Here is a 16,735-nt window from a genome sequence, read left to right on the forward strand (position 1 = left end):
TAATCATAGTTGATATTGTCAGATAAGTTCAAAAAATGAACCTTTTCCGATTGGAAAAGGTTTATGGCTTTCCACAAAAGTCATATTATCTTATTTACCGGATGGTGTCAATTCAACCCATTCTTATTAAAAAAGAGACTGTTCTGCCTGCTTCACAAGCCTCTTGGTAATTTCTCCCCCAACAGATCCATTGTCCCGGGAAGTGAGATGTCCCAGATATGGAGTACCATACCCTATCGAGCTGCCTGTCACCCCAAGCTCAGAAGCAAATTCAGTATCAGCCCCTCCGCCATAAGAAGCACCATATAAACCAAACTCAGAAGCAATCTCATACTGCATTTGTTTCAGCATTGCCCGGCTTTCCGGTACCACAGTGCGATTATTACGTGCCATGTCTATTGCACCTCCTGAAGATTTTAAGAATACAGGAGTATTGTGTGCCGGCATTGCTGCATTCAGTCGTATCAATCTTTGTTAGCAGTGGTAATGAGTGCCGCTCAGGTATGATTTTTGCTTAAACAGGCAACATTATTATAGAAGCAGGTCATGTCGAATCATAAGATGAAAAATTATTTTAATGTATATCCACCACGAACCATTACGACAAGTCCTAAGGTCTGGCCATCTTGCACTTTGATCCCCCGCCCATCGCGAGGAAAAGATAATAGATGATTCATGGGAGCAGCTTGTCCATTGGCCAGATCCTTGCCATCGGTCAAATCAGCTACACCATTGGCCGCTTCCGAAAAAATCACGGCTTTGCCTGCACGTACAATAAATTCAGCACCGGCAGATCCAAATAAAGTCTGTCCTGGTTTGACATCTACAATCACAGCTTCGTTGCTGTTGGCAGGTGCAGAAGTCTGTGGACTTGATGATGAAGTGGCCGTTGGTGCCGGAGATGCTGTGGCAGTGGCTGCAGGAGGGTTCGTTGCAGTTGTTCCGCCTCCTAATGCTTTCTGAATCTGTTGATCCACATAGCTCTTGGTGACAACCGGATCATCGGCGGTACCCGGCTGATTCCCTACACTTGCGCCTTCTGCGGTAAGATTCATCACTGATCCTGCCCATACGGCTCCACCCAACAAGACAACCGCCATCGATACTTTCATTGCTGGTTTCATTGCTTTCCTCCTTCAGGGATGGAAAATGATTAAAAAAAGAATAGCCTCCGAAGAGGCTATTCTTTGCTTCGGTAATACACGAGGAACAGTATTATTTACCGGATACTTCAGTTCCAGTAGTAACTTTGTTTCCTTCGTTGTCAGTGATGCTTTGTACGTATCCAGTGGAAGGATCATTTTCTTTAACCTTAACAGTAATTGTGTTGATGTTGTTAGCGTTAAGGTCTTGAGCACCAACAGATGCGGAAGCATCAATATCCTTTTTATTGAATGTAACGTACCATTTATCAGTACTGTTACCAACCTTATCAAAGGTAAGAGGAGATACCAGCTTATCATTGATACGGAATTGCAGATCATCTTTTTGAATGTCTTTAACATTCTCGGAGAAGGTTACGATCAGGACAGCAGAATCTGTAGACGATACAGCAGCAGAAGACAGCTTAGGAGCTACAGTATCATACAGTTTGATTGCTACTTCATTGTGAGCTTCAGCACCGTTACCAGCAGTATCAGCTACACCGTTAGCCAAGAACTTATAGTCCTTAGTTTCACTGATTGATGATTTTGGAATATGCAGATACGCGATTCTAGTAGTTGCATTATCGGCAGCAGTATTCAAGGTGATGTAAGTTCCTGTAGGAAGTGCCTTGCTATCCATTGTGTAGCTGTTGACATCCATCAAAGATGCAACAGAAACCCCTGAATTGTCACTTACAGTTACTTCAACGATGTAATCATTAGTAGTAGGCGTTCCATAAACAATGCTGGTTACTTTTGGTCTGTCGGAATCGGAAGAAGTACTGCTTCCTGTTACCGCAACCGATGTAGCAGCAAGTTTATTTTTAGCAAAGCTCGCATCAATTACCAAGCCTTCTGGCAGACGCAGTGTATGTGCACCCACAACACCAGCAGGGGTTGCAAATGTCAAAGATTTACCATCTTTAGAAGTTGCAACTGGAGTAGAATTCAGAGTAACACCAACACCAGTAGAATCTTTAATCAGTGTAAGGCCAGTCACGCCAGCTACAGCTTTCACTTCTTCAGAGAACTTAACTACCAGACCGCTTCCGCTCTTGTAAGTAACGCCAGTTACTGTTGGAGCTACAGTGTCTTTATTGAAGGTAATAGGTTGAGTTACTGCTGTACCCAGGTTATTGCCAATGGTATCACGAACAGTTGCACCGAATACGATGCTACCGGAGAATGTACCAGTGGATGGCAATGAGCCAAGAGGGCTAGTCAGTTTGAAAGTTTTGGTGTCGCTCGTAGTGTTAATTGTGAATACGCCTTTGCTTTCACCGTTTGCATCCAACAGACGAACATTACCTACCAAAGAGTTGTAATCCACTGCTTTGTTGAATACTACTTCAACTGTTTTGTCACCAATTGCAGTCACTTTTTGAACTACAGGTGCTTGAACATCAGAAGTTACCGTAACAGTTGTTTTAACTGGGTTAGGTGTAGCCAGGTTGCCAGCGTAATCCGAAAGGTTAGTCAGGGACACATCATACGAAGTTCCGCTGTTCAACGTGCCAGTAGTCAGTGTTACTTCATCCAGTGGCTGGTAAGTATCACGGGAAACACTTGCAGACGCACCGTTAACATAAGCAATCAATCCAGCAGTTTTAACTGGCTCGCTCAGTTTAACATATACTTTATTCGTAGTTGTTTTTGCAACAGCAGATACGGAAACCACTGTTGGTGCAACGACATCAGCTACAGGCAACAAATTAGTGTAAGCAGGAATCGCTTCACCAGCAGTTGTTTTAATTGTGTCGTTGATTACTACAGTATAGTTACCTTTAAGGAAAGTATTTCCATCCAGGGAAATTGTAGCTTGAGTTGCATCATCGCTGATAACAACCTTAGCATCTTTAGCTACATCAACTGTTTTGCCAACTTCAGTTAATTTAACTACACCTTCGATCAGAGTATTAGTCTCAACCAAAGTATCTTTGTCGATAGCACGGTTGAACTTCACAACTACCTGTTTGGAGTTTGGAGCTGTAACACTAACAACCTTAGGCGCTTGCAGTGTTACTTTCACAGTGTACTCTTTTTCCAGGTGTTTGAAAGTTACTGGAGTTTCAACGCCTGCTACCAGAGCAGTTGTCAGATCAACGTTTGCAGTTGTTTTATCAGAGAATGTTACAACTACTTTGGTTGGGCTTACTGCTTCAGCAGAAGCTACAGTCAGAGTAGGAGCTACAGTCTTTTGATCAACTGCATAAGCTGTTTCAACTACCAAAGAGCGAGTAGCGTTACCTTTGAAGTTGGTTGTTTGAGCAACCAGACCAGCGTTGATAACTGCTTGAGCATAGCCTTTAGCCCATGCGGATGCGGAGTTATCAGTTGTAGCAGGTTGTTCCAGTTTCAGAGCGCGGAACAATACAGCCGCTACTTCTTGAACTGTTACTTTACCGTTGTAGTTGAAGATACCTCTAACAGTATCTTGACCTTGCATATAACCAGCTGCAGTTACAGCTTCGATGTAAGGCACTGCCCAGTTCTTGGCAGTATAACCTTTGTCTTTGTAAGACAATTTGCCGGTTACTTCAGTAAGACCGAACAATTTAGTAACGATCTTAGCGAATTCAGCGCGAGTCAGATCTTTTTCAAGATGTGCTTGACCATCTGGGTAGCCGTTAAGGATACCTTTTGCTGCCAAAGCATCAAATTTTGCTTGTGGAGTTGTTGCAGTTTCACCAAACGCTACAGAGGCAAACATCGAGAATGCCATTGCTGTAGATAATGCTACGGATAAAATTTTCTTCATAACCTTTTTTTCTCCTCCTTGGACGTTCATGAACTGAGATTCTTCTTTAGTTGGGTAGCTCATGTCACTCATTAGCCGATGCACCCCCTTTCCCGAGTTGAGCATATTAAGTATAAATAATGTCTGTGACGGGTATCACAGAAACTTGTAAGCAGCTTCAAGGCATAGCAATACTAGATTCCTAATTCTACCTAAGTATTATACAATGTGCCTCAAGTCACGTAAAGCTAATTTTTCCATTTGGCGTTGTAATTCAATATCATGATGATTAACAATGCCTTATGCAAGTGACTCTACATCTTAAACGCAGGAGTTTCTAGAAAGTTGCGCTTTGTTCAAAAAAAAATTTAAAATTATGTTGCGACTGAACCCCGTCCCAATTAGAAGAGACAATATGTATGTTCTACTAACTATTGTTAATGATGGGTGGCTACGGGAAACAGTATAGCATACAGACTTTCCAAACGTCATTAAGCAATATTTGTTAAGTAAATAAACATAATCATCCATTTTCAAACCATCTTACCTAATAGTTCTTCAGGACAAAACAAAAGGCGCCGTTTCCGGCGCCTTTATCTAAAGTCTAACGTATCTTCATGGATAGTTGAATCAGCTCCTGGCGTTTCTCAGGACTTGAATTTACATTCTCGTACATGGCGTCTATTGCACCGCGGTTCTCCCGGTAGGTCTTCTCATGTTTGATCGTGGTATGCGACCATTCAATTAAAGCATTCTCTGCAGTTACAAGATCATTGTATGCATCATGGAACCCGGTAACCTGTACAAGCTCTTCCATAACCTCCTGCGTGATCTCCTGAAGTGCCCGTTTTGCAGCAATCTCCTTCTCCATTACCTTTGCTCTATTCTCAAACGAATTCTTTGCTTTCATGTAATCCAGCTGTGCTTTTGATAAAATCGGTTTCATCGATGGCTTTCACCTTTCAGAAAATATTATTTTCTAAGTTATTGTAACGTAAAATGGTGCAGATTACAAAGTTTATGTCGAAGACTTTGTAAATTAATTACAAACAACAGGCCCGCGTACAGCTTTCGCGGACCTGTTGTTCTTTTGATTAGCTTAATTAAAGGTTTTTGGGAAGATGCTTGTACTCTTCTTTAAAAGTGCTACAGCAATCTTTCCGGCTTCCGCTCTAGTCATTTTACCCTTTGGATTAAAATTATATACCGGTTTGGTTTGACCTGTAATGGTTACTGCGCTGCCCTCCATGATTTTGGCTTTGGACACCGCGTCAATCGCTGGTTTCGAATAGAAATCCATGCTTCCCGTATCCACAAATGATTTGGCGAGGGTAGCCTGCAGTTTGGCATCATTAGTAGCCATTTTCAGCTTCAAGGCTCTGGCAATCATGACAGCACCCTGCTCTCTTGTGAGCGGCTGGTCCGGACCGAAGAACCCGTCACTTAAGCCGGTGACAATCCCTGCTCTAGCCGCAGTCTCGATATGTTTGAAATCCCAAGTTGTAGACACCGCCTCAGGCACGATATCAAAGAAGGTCTGCTGATTATTATTATAGTTCAAAGGAATATTCAGCCCTTTCACCAGCAAAGTGGCAAATTCACCGCGTGTCGTTGTATCATCCGCTCCAAATTGGTCAAATCTCAGATTTTCCATAATACCTTTGGAGTACAGGCCGTTAAGAATGTTTCTTGCCCATGGGTGGTTAGTGATATCCGTGTATCCACGACGCAGCTTCATTACTGTATAATACCCAAACTGATCAAAAGGTACTGAGATCGTATGTTTCTTCGTATCCACCTCACCGCCAATGTTCTCCCACTGTCCCGAATCGGTATAACGGAACACTGTGATTGTCGACCCCACTTCATCCACAATGCTTGAATTAAAAGTCAATGTGAGTTTTCCCCGCTGGGAAGGAACAATTTTTCGTTCGGCTTCAATTTGCGTAAAGTTTCCTTCTATTGAGTAAGGAGCAATACCATTAGTGGCTGGTTTATAAAGAGCACTGCCTTGGGGTCCTTTTTCACCAAGTCCGCCGCTAAGCCAATAAATATCCGAAACGCGGGAGAAATTATTGGTTTCTACTGTCGAGTTAAACCGCAACACTAAATCTGAAGGAATCAGCAGTGTACCGAGGCCGCCAGGTGTACGGGCATCAGCATCCACATTAATTGTATTGCCATAATCATTTTTACGTTCGACGACCCCATCTACAGGATCGGCAATACCGAACAGCAGCTTGGTGTCAGGATAGTACTTCGCTGCACCAGAGGTAGTAAAGCCCTTCATCAATGTCCCTTTCGGGAACGTGAGCTCAAGCCCTTTGTTAAACACAGTATATTTAGCAGCAACTTTCTCTGCCATAAATTGCGTGTCTATCTGAACAGCACTTGCATAATAAACAGTGACAGTATCATTTAAGGTTGAATTAGCCCGCACAATTTTAATTTTGATTGAAGTAGCTTTATCCGGTTTTAGTCCTACATAATCCAACGTGAACCGGTTCGGCAAGTCAGTGCGTTTCACAGCATCAAATTTGTCGATTACTACTTTAGTGGCACCTTCAGCCTCAATATCGAAACGGACAAAATTCTTATTAACAACGATTTGTTTCCCTACAGTGGCAACTGGAGATAATATCCGGTATGGAGAAACTTCACGTACTACTTCCATGCGCTGATTCGTGCGTGCGCCAGTTTCATTGATAAGCTCCAGATTATAAACAATACTGCCTGCAGTTTCAGCCGGAATATCCAAAATCCGCAGGATAAAATCTTTGCTGCTGCCTACAAAATCATAGTAGTAAGTCTTTCCTTTATAGTCAAATTTTTGTGTTGCCTTTTGGATTGAAGTATCACCCAGTACTGCGTTATCTAATGAAAGAAACAGCTCTGATCCCTGATATAGATTAAGCTTGTTTGCAGCTCCGCCTCTAAGAACCAAGTCATAGCTGGTCTGGCTTGTAACAAACTTGTCGTCCTTGAACGTGAATTCCGCAGTTAATCCAAGGATATCATTAAGCTCTTTGTCGGTGTAATCCTTAATGTCTGTGTGAGAGAACGCTGCTCTGCCTTTGGACAGCTTGGGATGGAATTGCGACAGGTTGGATACATTGGTATCTACAATATAGAATTTCAGTTCTTTGCGTATTTCTCTTTTGTTGCTTGCATTGTCCATGGAGGTTCCGGTGAAGACAAGTTTGTTTTCTCCGTATACCAGTGGCCCGGAAGCTGATATGGTCAAATCAAAGGAGAAAATCGATTTATTCATCGGATTAAAATCAAGATTGCTAACCTCTGTCGACTTCAGTTTATCGTTTGAAATTCCGTTCACAAAAAATTGAGCATTACTGAGTTTCTCAAATCCGATATATTCACCTGAGACTTTCAAAATATTAGAACTATTAGCCGAGCTAAACGTATAGGTTTGTCCATCATTTAAGTTGGCAACATAGATATAATTCTTCGAAACATAGGAAATGTCCGCATTATAGAAGGATTGCGAATCTAAATATTGAAATTTCACTTTCTGTTGTCCATTGGAGAATCCAAATATTTTATATACAACCTCATTCCCCGCCAGCCCTGATACATTAGTCTGTTTTTCCAGTTTAAGTGAAGCGCCTAATGGCAGATATGAAGCCAGTAAGTCTTTGGTTGGTATAGCACTCGACTTAACCAGAATGTAGAAATCTGATTTCTCAACCTGAGCACCGTTCAAAGCCAGCTTGGAAAGTCCGGTACTGGCAATAGCTTCACCATTATATCCAGACAAATAGTACATTTCGGTTATAACATTTTCACCTGATAAAAATTTGTAGTTTTCTTTTACAGACGTACTGTACGTTCCGTATTTAATTCCGACGGTTACGCTGGATGATCCCGCTGTGAGGGTGAATGGTGCCGTTGTCTTGAAGGCAATCAGCCGGTATTGAGGGGTTACGCCATCCGGAGCCGGAATTACAGTCTCATTCTGTGGTGTAGTACCCGGAACCTCAGAGACGGTACCATCAGCTGCAACATCATAAGACTGAAGCACATTCACTGAAACCACTGTATCGTTAATCTTCACTTCATGGTCATCATTGAAGGACTTGGTACTAGCATTATATGGCAAAAGCACTTGCCCCATAATAGTAGCAGTGGTGTCTGTTGCCGTAAGCGTAGGGACATTATCAAGTATATTGTACGCTTTATTACCGTGAACAATTTTCAGATCGGTAAAAGGCTTGTTGGTGTCAAAATAATAAACCGAGCGTTTGATTGATATAGAGTCCGCTGCATTCTGCACAACGATGTCCAGCGTGTTCTCTCCGGACTTCAATGTTAATGCCGGCGTAAAAAAGGTGCCGTCCTCAAGGAGAGAGGTTTGCATCGCGGAACCACCGTTGAGCGATACGCTGACTTTAGTAGCATTCGTCACTTTACCCTGGAGCGTAATCTGCTGATTCGGTACAACAACCTTTGTACCTTCATTTAAGTTAATGGCAGCAGGGCCTCCTCCAAGCACTTGCAGCGAAGTGACATAAGGAACCTTATCATACAGAACATAAAACGATTCAGAGCGCTGCAATGTCCCCTGCATCCCTGAGAAGGTGATTTTATTAAATCCTGTGAACAAGGTGAGTCCGCTTGCAACAAACCGGTTATCCGGGTTAGTAGTGTCGGTAGTTACTGCACCCGTAGTGGAATGTGTATCATCTGTCACCCATTTGTCCCCACTCTGCGTCATCTGTTGTACAGTAACCTTCATTGTGGAGGCTGTTACCTGTGCGTAAGTACCTGAAATGGAAAAGTTGGGGGCACTTGTCTTATACACGGTACTTCTTGTAATAGAATCCTTGACATCCATTTGAAGTGCCGCCGTATTCCGCAGCGTGAGATCATCCGGACTGAAATAGGTCGTAGACGCGGTTGCCGCCGCGGCCTGCGGCGTGTATTTGCCTGGGAACATGGAAACGATTAGAGCCGCCAGCAGCAGCCAAACGAATGGTCTCTTAAAGCGTAACATGTGTATATCTCTCCTTTGAGTTATGTTCTCGTTATCCCTCACTTTGTTCTTTATCGGTCAATGCGGCGGGATTTTTTAGAAATATCACAAAAAAGCTCACCCTTTTGTAGGGTGAGCTTTGTCAGATAAGGAAGATAATTGCATGACGCAAATAGATGCACTTTATGATTTGGAGCCGCGTTCCGGATTAGCCTTCACCCGCATTCTAAGCAGGAAATCAATCAACGGACGTTTGGTCTTGCTGATGACACCGGTAATCTCTGCGCCGATCTGCAGGAAGAAGAGCATGACGCAAATGACGACGAAGGTCACCCAGTTGGCTTCATAGAGAGAAGCTGACGTCTGAATTACAGCCAAGATTCCAAAGAAACCGGCAATACCGTATATAATTAATACCGTCTGGCGGTGACTAAAGCCAAGCTCGCGCAAGCAGTGATGCAGATGACCTTTGTCCGGAGCAAAGATTGGTTTCTTCTGCAGCTTCCGGCGGACGATGGCAAAAAACGTATCCGACAGCGGAACCCCGATAATTAAGAGTGGTGTGATAAAGGAGACTACCGCAATCTGCTTAAAGCCGAGCAGCGCAAGCAGCGCAAGGCAGAAGCCCAAGAACAGCGAACCTGTATCACCCATGAAAATTTTGGCGGGATGGAAGTTGAAGAACAGGAAACCCAGGATACTGCCAAGCAGGAGCAGGCAAAGCAAGGCAACCATGGTATTGCCCATCAAAAATGCCATGACAGCAATCGTAGCAATCGCAATGCCGGATACTCCGGCAGCAAGCCCGTCCAACCCGTCAATCAGGTTAACGGCGTTCGTAACCCCGACAATCCAGAAGATCGTCAGCGGAATGGCAATCCAGCTTTCTAATGAGGAATACGTATCATTAAATGGAATGTTTACAAAATCAACGGTAATCCCGAATCCGAAAACAACGATGCACGCTGCGGCAATCTGGCCCAGCAGCTTCACCTTCGCCGAAAGTTCAAACCGGTCATCCAGTGCACCGATAAGAACGATCAGTCCGCCGCCAGAGAGCAGCGCTTTGATGAAACTTACCTCCCGCGGAGTAAAATCATAAGGAATGATCGGCAATACGGCAAGCAGGCCCAACACAAACGCCAGAAAAATACCTAATCCGCCAAGGCGGGGCATAATCTTAGTATGCACTTTACGGGCATTCGGCACATCTGTGGCACCAATCTTAACCGCGAATTTCTTCACGAGCGGTGTCAAAAGCAGTGCAAGTCCCATGCACACGACGAATCCGGCGATGTATATGATTAACATTTGATCAGTCAACCCCCATTTCTCTACCGCATTGAATTATACGCTGAACGTAAAACAAATTCCAATTCCGTTTTTAGGCTGTTGCACGGATTTTTACGGTAAATATCGTCGTTTTGCTATCCTTTTGTCACTTTATCTTTCTCACGCAGCACTTTTACTGCGAATTTCGGCAACGCAAGCATTCTTTTGTAGCGGGTAGGCTCCTTTAGAAGGCGGTATAACCACTCTGCGCGGAGTTTCTGGAAGGCTTTTGGGGCCCTGCGGCTCTTGCCCGAGATGACATCAAAGCTCCCGCCGACACCCATCATTACCGGTATGTTCAGCCGGGATTTGTATTTGGCGATCCAAGGCTCCTGACTATCGGCTCCTCTGGCGACAAAAAGGAGGTCAGGCTGAGCTTCGATAATTTCACTCACAATTTCCTCGTCCGCTTCCGGCCCGAAAAAGCCGTCATGATATCCCGCTATAATGATACCGGCATACTGAGATTGTAACCGGGAGGCGGTCTCGCGAATCACCTCAGGTGTAGACCCCAGCAAATATACCCTCCAATTATAGCTTTCGCCCTGGCGAAGCAATTCATGTAACAAATCAAAACCAGCAACACGTTCAGCAACTGGCTGTTGGCAATACTCGGCAGCCCATACAACCCCTGTTCCGTCAGGAACCACCAGTTCGGCCGATTTCATAATCTCCATATAAGCCGGATTATCCAGGGCGGTCATCACCATGATCGGATTGGCTGTAATGACCTGATGCGGTTCACGCCTTTGGACGGCTTCGGTCAAATAGGAAACCGTAGCTTTCATATCGACTCTGGATACCCGGATGCCGAAAATCGGCACCGTGGGGATCACACTTTCTGCTTTCACGTATCTATCACCCTTTACGGCGGAAATATTCAATAATTTGCCGGGCTGGCGCTTCGGCCTCCTGGACTAAAGAAGCAATTAACGGCTCACGCTCACGCTTCCATTCATCCCCTGACTCCAAAAGCTGAAGCACTCCGGCAGCAAGCTTGCCGCCGTCCAGAGAGGTCGTATCCCCGATAGGCCGGCAGCCCACCCGCTCCAGAAAATGATCAATCTTCGGATCATAGGAGATACCGATAAGCGGCACCCGTCTTCCTGCGGCATAAATCAGGCTGTGCAGCCGCATTCCGATCAAGACGTCACATCTTCCTACCTCCCGCAGCATCTGCTGCGGATGCTCAGCATCCTCACATATGCTGATTATTCCACCGTTCTGCGACATCCCCTTTTCCAGCTTCTCCATGATATAACGTGAAGGTTCATGGTCAGAAGGATGGTGAAAAGGCAGAAAACGCACATGAAGCGGAGTTCGGGCGCTTGCTTGCAGCAGACCATCGGCGACAGCATCCAGTTCCTCCCGGGATTGCTCCCAAAAGCGGACCGAAACCCCTACAACCGGAAGAACAGGCCGGGATAACGGAGTCTTCTGAGGAGATGATTCGCCGCCTGCTTCTGTGCTGCTTCCCTGTCCATCCTCGGGAAGGCTTAATCCCATGACCGGGTCGGGAACGACATCAATCTTGTTCCCGCCCAGCCCCATGGATTGCAGCAGGTCGCGCGACTGCTCATCTCTTACAGAGATATAGCTGCATTTGCGGAAAACCGCTTTAATTAAGGGATGAAAAAGCTTGCGGTTAACCGGACCAATACCTTGGGCATAGATAAAGGTAGGCTTGCCCATCCATTGAGCCAGCTTGATGATGCCCAGGTAATATGGGATGGATTTGCTCCCGGTCACATCCTGCAGCAGACTGCCGCCCCCGCTGATCAAACCGGCACTTTCCGAAATTGCGCTGCGCACTTCGCTAAGTTTCATACGGTGTACAGCCTTCACTCCATAGGTCGCTGTCGTCCATTCCGGATCTATTGACAGCACAACAGGCTCAATGACTGTTCCCGTTGCCAGCGAATGCTTCTGCAGCGCATTTAGAATGGACTGCAGCACCGCCTCATCTCCGCTGTTCCGGAAACCGTAATAGCCGGAGATGATTATTTTTTGAGAAGCGGCGACCATCGTCTCCAACACCCCTCTGCAAGCTGCCATATTCCTACCGCAATCAGCCCGATAATCAGACCAAGACCCAGTCCCAGCAGACCACGGACCAGCGAGATCAGAACCGGAGAGTGAATATGGGCGAAGGTATCAACCATGGAAAGCTGCCCGATCACAGCGATGATCATAATAAATGCGGCATTCCGGTATTTATAGGCCATAAAGGCCCCCAGTATAAATAGCGGATGAGCCAGCAGGAATTCTTTGTTGCGCGGCCGGACCCCCGCTGTATCTTCCAAAAAGGTGCGAAGAATTTTTTCCGGTGCACTCACACTGCCGCTGTTGCCCGTCCGGCTCAAATAATACATCCCGACAATCCCCAGAACACCGGCTGCAATGACCCAAGCCAGCGTAATGGGTGTCCGTAGAAGCTTGCCTGTTTTGTTAAGGACAAACTCACCACGATAGAGCAGTACGTATACAGCAATCAGTGCAATAGGCGCCAAGTGCAGCAGACTGACACCACGGAACTGGTTAAGGACCAGACTGTAGGTGATATTGTTCAGGAGTGCAATCACAAACGGCACCGCACTCAGCGAAATCAGCGCTGTTTTGACGTAAAGCACGAGACTGTGAGCCAGGCGGCGCTGCGGAGTCATAACCGCATAGGTCAAGGAGTTCGCCCGGAGCGGAGGACCCTTCTCATTTATTTTGCGTACCGCCAGTATCATTGCCACTGCCGGTGCGCTGATGGCTACTGCAAGTGCCAGGGCCTGCTCGAACAGCTGCGGCTTAATCAGCATCAGTCCGGCGCTTCCTACCAGACCAAGCACCCAGGCAGGCAGCGTAAGCCATGGAATGAAGTAGGAAACCAGAAGGGCCACCATGGCTACAGCACCGATGACTGCAATTAATTTAAAATAACGCTGGAATGAAGAGTCCACAACATCAAACGCGGTCGCTTGCCCCAAGGTAAAGCCGTTGCTCTCGATTTTCTCTACCGCACCCCCAGGCTCGCTAAGGCTGGTGATCAGATTTTCCAGAGTATCCTTAATCTGCGCCTTTGAAGTGTCCCGCGACGGAATCGTGTTGAGATAGATCATGCGGATGTTGCGGTCTTTCGTTGCCAGTGCAAAGCGGTCCGCTATCGTTTCCGGAGGAAGGGCGGAATCACCTTCACTGAGCGAGTACAGCCGGGTCACGTTGTAATCCAGCAGATAAGCTAATTTATTGAATCCTTTCTGCTGTGCTTTGATATTCTCAATGGCGGCAATCCCGATTCCGCGTTCCTTAAGAAGACCGGCAAAAGCTGTAATGCTGTTCAAATCAGCATCATCATTAAATCCTTTAACCGACTCGCCTTCAAAAAGCAGACGTTTGACTCCAAGCTCCTGATAGCGGTCCAGCAGCTTGGTAACGGCGGCCTCATTGTAAGGCAGGGAATCTACAAGACGGGGTACAATGTTAAACCCTTTGCTATGCAGCATTTCCAGGGTGAACGGGTCCGGCTGCATCGGCTTCAGTGTGGCATCCTCCAGCGGAGTTTTGACAATAAGCCCCTGTTGCCCGCGGAAACTCCAGTTTTCGGTCGCTATATCCAGGCTGCTGAAAGTATCACGGATAATCGGCGCGAGGGCTTCACTATTCTCCGGACTGGTAAAGAGGACATATGTATAGTTCTCATTCTCCGGAATCACGGTATCCGTCAGGTTGGCAATATCAGCCGCTCCCCATATCATCAGCCGGCGGGCCTTGCGGTAATCCTCCAGCGTGTTTTCATAAATAGCCATGCTGCCTACGCCGGCAGATTTTAAGAGGTCAAGCTGCTCTGAAATATAATCCTGCGGATTCGCCCGGTAGCTGGCCGCTTCCACCAGGTCACGGTAATCAAAAACAAATTCAACCGTTTTGGAAGATTTCTCCGTCTGCAGACGGTCATAGACGACTGGCAATGCGGCAAGCACACCAATCACCACAACTATCCATAACCACTTCCTTGAAGCGATGTTCCAACGTTGCCATTTCTGCTGCACTCCAAAGTACCTCCTCTTTCACGTAAAGCCTTCTCAAGGCTAATTTCAAGCAGAAACGGATGCGCGTCCATAGAGGAGCAGTATCCGTTTCGCTTAAATTCTGTATCTTCTATTATTTATTTCCCGTCAACGCGTGACATAACCTGCTGCGTGAGCGCGGCAACCTTGTCCTTGGCGTTCTGCAGCGATTCTCCGCGCACTGCAAAATACACCTTGATCTTCGGCTCGGTGCCCGACGGGCGCAAGCAGAACCAGGAACCGTCAGACAGCAAATATTTCAGCACGTTTTCCTTAGGAAGTCCGTTCAGCCCCAGCGAATAATCCAGAACCTCGCTTACTGCTGCACCGGCAATCTCCTGTGGAGGATTGCTCCGCCAGTCATTCATAATCCCCTGAATCTGCGCCACACCGTCCTTGCCCTTCAATGTGCGTGATTCCAGGCTTTCCAGGAAATAGCCGAACTGCTCATACAGCTCCTGAAGCACGTCGTACAGCGTTTTCCCTTGGGCTTTGTAATAGGCTCCAGCTTCAGCAATCAGCATGGAGGCCAGCACGGCATCCTTGTCACGGGCATAATTCCCGGCGAGGTAGCCGTAGCTCTCTTCGTAGCCGAACAGGTAGGTGTATTCACCAGACTGCTGGAACTGGGTCATTTTTTCACCGATATATTTGAATCCTGTAAGCGTGTTGAATACGGTAGCACCATAATGCTCAGCGACAGCTGCACCCATTTCACTGGTGACAATGGTTTTTACGACAGCACCATTGCTTGGCAGCTTGCCTTGCTCCTGCAGGCGGCTCAAGTAGTAATGAATCATCAGTGCTCCGGACTGATTGCCGGAGAGAACAACGAACTTGCCTTCATTGTCGCGCACTACAGCACCCATACGGTCTGCATCCGGGTCCGTACCGATCAGCAGATCGGCGCCCAGCTCCTCTCCCAGCTTGATTGCCAGGGTGAAGGCTTCCCGCTCTTCAGGATTTGGCGATTTTACGGTAGAAAACTCCGAATCAGGCAACTCTTGCTCCGGAACCACATGCACCTGAGTAAAGCCGATTTTGCTCAAAACGCTGCGGACGGGAAGATTGCCTGTCCCGTGTAGCGGTGTATAAACAATTTTGAAATCACGTCCCAGTGTAGATGTAATTTCATCACGGGCAACGCTGACAGCCGCTACTGTATCCGTGAAAGCTTCATCTTCCGGCTCTCCCAGCCAATGCAGGAGCCCTCCAGCTTCTGCCTCTTCCTGAGACATGCGTTTTACGCCATTAAAGGAATCCACCTCCAAGATGTAGGAGATGACTTTTTCAGCCTCATGCGGAACAAGCTGTCCGCCTTCAGCATTGTACACCTTGTAGCCGTTGTACTCCGGAGGATTATGGCTTGCAGTAATGACTACACCCCCGGTAGCCTTCAGATGACGGACTGTAAAAGACAGCTGCGGCGTGGAGCGCAAGGAAGGGAACAGATGAGCCTCAATCCCGTTTCCGGCCAATACCAGTGCAGCCTCAAGGGTGAACTCCGGAGAAAAGCGGCGGGAGTCATGCGCAATGACAACGGAAGGTCTGCCTTCACCAGTATGCTGTTCAAGGATATAATTCGCAAAGCCTTGAGTCGCTCTGCCCACTGTATACCGGTTAATCCGGTTACTGCCTGCTCCTATAACCCCGCGCAAGCCGCCTGTGCCGAACTCCAGATCTCTGTAGAAACGTTCTTCCAGTTCCTGCGGCTCATTCGCAAGCAGATTCAGTTCTGCCTTCGTGTTCTCGTCAACCGATGGGTCCTGCAGCCAGCGTGACAGTGTTTCTGCGGCTTTTGGGCTTAATTGAGTCATATCAAATCTCTCCTTCTCCATCTATAATATATGATTTTATAACAGGTTCTAGCTGAGTGCGAACATAATTTCCCCGGAAGCGACCACTTTGCCCTCCACCTTCGCGGTAGCCTGCCCTTTGCCAATGCTGCCCTTTAGGCGGGTAATTTCCACTTCAAGCACAAGCGTGTCCCCCGGAACCACCTGGCCACGGAAACGGAAGCCGTCTAAGCCTGCCAAAAAACCGATCTTCCCCTTGTTGGCTTCAACTCCCAGTATGGCAACAGCGCCAACCTGAGCCAGCGCCTCGGTGATGAGAACACCCGGCATTACCGGAAATCCCGGAAAATGGCCGACAAAAAACGGTTCATTCACCGTTACATTCTTGATGCCGACGGCCCGCTTGCCCATTTCTATTTCGGTAATTTTGTCCACCAGCAGAAATGGAGGCCGATGGGGGATTATTTCTTGGATTTCATTGATATTCAACATGGATACAAAGCTCCCTTCGCATATTAACCGCACCCTGGTAATCTGTCTGCCGCTGCAGCGTTTTAGTTTTATTTCCGGCCTGCCTGCATAAATATGGACAGCTTCGGCAAAAACTATAATATCCTTCACCACCTGCAGCAGTGGAGGTTGAGATAAGGGGCTTTCTCCACCGAATAAGGCAACATGGC

11 protein-coding genes are annotated in these 16,735 nt (G+C 46.7%); all 11 read right to left on the bottom strand.

Annotation, left to right across the window (positions count from 1 at the left end):
- Positions 1–126: 126 nt before the first annotated feature.
- Positions 127–393, bottom strand: coding sequence for an alpha/beta-type small acid-soluble spore protein (locus JI735_RS06240; RefSeq protein ID WP_039832702.1), 267 nt, complete (start codon positions 391–393; stop codon positions 127–129).
- Between the two features lie 176 nt (positions 394–569).
- Positions 570–1,124: a hypothetical protein gene (locus JI735_RS06245; protein WP_039832703.1), complete on the bottom strand. Its 555-nt coding sequence runs from the start codon at positions 1,122–1,124 to the stop codon at positions 570–572.
- A gap of 91 nt (positions 1,125–1,215) precedes the next feature.
- Positions 1,216–3,975, bottom strand: a complete 2,760-nt coding sequence (locus tag JI735_RS06250) for an S-layer homology domain-containing protein (protein ID WP_051051420.1) — start codon at positions 3,973–3,975, stop codon at positions 1,216–1,218.
- Between the two features lie 511 nt (positions 3,976–4,486).
- Positions 4,487–4,828, bottom strand: coding sequence for a hypothetical protein (locus JI735_RS06255; RefSeq protein ID WP_020428484.1), 342 nt, complete (start codon positions 4,826–4,828; stop codon positions 4,487–4,489).
- Positions 4,829–4,981: 153 nt separating this feature from the next.
- Positions 4,982–8,893: an S-layer homology domain-containing protein gene (locus JI735_RS06260; RefSeq protein WP_039832704.1), complete on the bottom strand. Its 3,912-nt coding sequence runs from the start codon at positions 8,891–8,893 to the stop codon at positions 4,982–4,984.
- 162 nt (positions 8,894–9,055) lie between these two features.
- Positions 9,056–10,183: a glycosyltransferase family 4 protein gene (locus JI735_RS06265; protein ID WP_039832705.1), complete on the bottom strand. Its 1,128-nt coding sequence runs from the start codon at positions 10,181–10,183 to the stop codon at positions 9,056–9,058.
- 116 nt (positions 10,184–10,299) lie between these two features.
- The gene (locus tag JI735_RS06270; RefSeq protein ID WP_039832714.1) at positions 10,300–11,055 is read right to left on the bottom strand and encodes a WecB/TagA/CpsF family glycosyltransferase; all 756 of its coding nucleotides are present in this window, start codon (positions 11,053–11,055) and stop codon (positions 10,300–10,302) included.
- 7 nt (positions 11,056–11,062) lie between these two features.
- Positions 11,063–12,229, bottom strand: coding sequence for a polysaccharide pyruvyl transferase CsaB (gene csaB, locus JI735_RS06275; RefSeq protein ID WP_039832706.1), 1,167 nt, complete (start codon positions 12,227–12,229; stop codon positions 11,063–11,065).
- Positions 12,205–14,241 (bottom strand): DUF5693 family protein, encoded by a 2,037-nt coding sequence (locus JI735_RS06280; protein WP_039832707.1) that lies wholly within the window; start codon positions 14,239–14,241, stop codon positions 12,205–12,207. The genes csaB and JI735_RS06280 overlap by 25 nt, the downstream gene beginning before the upstream one ends.
- Positions 14,242–14,357: 116 nt before the next feature.
- Complete coding sequence (locus tag JI735_RS06285; protein WP_039832708.1) at positions 14,358–16,076, bottom strand: phospho-sugar mutase; 1,719 nt, start codon at positions 16,074–16,076, stop codon at positions 14,358–14,360.
- Positions 16,077–16,124: 48 nt separating this feature from the next.
- Complete coding sequence (gene fabZ, locus JI735_RS06290; RefSeq protein WP_039788279.1) at positions 16,125–16,547, bottom strand: 3-hydroxyacyl-ACP dehydratase FabZ; 423 nt, start codon at positions 16,545–16,547, stop codon at positions 16,125–16,127.
- Positions 16,548–16,735 lie beyond the last annotated feature (188 nt).

This window comes from Paenibacillus sonchi, from assembly GCF_016772475.1.
Lineage (GTDB): Bacteria > Bacillota > Bacilli > Paenibacillales > Paenibacillaceae > Paenibacillus_AQ > Paenibacillus_AQ sonchi.

What these genes read in the sequence shown, in the direction of transcription:
- JI735_RS06285 (WP_039832708.1), bottom strand. Translation starts at nt 16,076, where the DNA reads ATGACTCAATTAAGCCCAAAAGCCGCAGAAACACTGTCACGCTGGCTG.
- JI735_RS06250 (WP_051051420.1), bottom strand. Translation starts at nt 3,975, where the DNA reads ATGAGTGACATGAGCTACCCAACTAAAGAAGAATCTCAGTTCATGAAC.
- fabZ (WP_039788279.1), bottom strand. Translation starts at nt 16,547, where the DNA reads ATGTTGAATATCAATGAAATCCAAGAAATAATCCCCCATCGGCCTCCA.
- JI735_RS06245 (WP_039832703.1), bottom strand. Translation starts at nt 1,124, where the DNA reads ATGAAACCAGCAATGAAAGTATCGATGGCGGTTGTCTTGTTGGGTGGA.
- JI735_RS06265 (WP_039832705.1), bottom strand. Translation starts at nt 10,183, where the DNA reads ATGTTAATCATATACATCGCCGGATTCGTCGTGTGCATGGGACTTGCA.
- JI735_RS06255 (WP_020428484.1), bottom strand. Translation starts at nt 4,828, where the DNA reads ATGAAACCGATTTTATCAAAAGCACAGCTGGATTACATGAAAGCAAAG.
- JI735_RS06260 (WP_039832704.1), bottom strand. Translation starts at nt 8,893, where the DNA reads ATGTTACGCTTTAAGAGACCATTCGTTTGGCTGCTGCTGGCGGCTCTA.
- csaB (WP_039832706.1), bottom strand. Translation starts at nt 12,229, where the DNA reads ATGGTCGCCGCTTCTCAAAAAATAATCATCTCCGGCTATTACGGTTTC.
- JI735_RS06240 (WP_039832702.1), bottom strand. Translation starts at nt 393, where the DNA reads ATGGCACGTAATAATCGCACTGTGGTACCGGAAAGCCGGGCAATGCTG.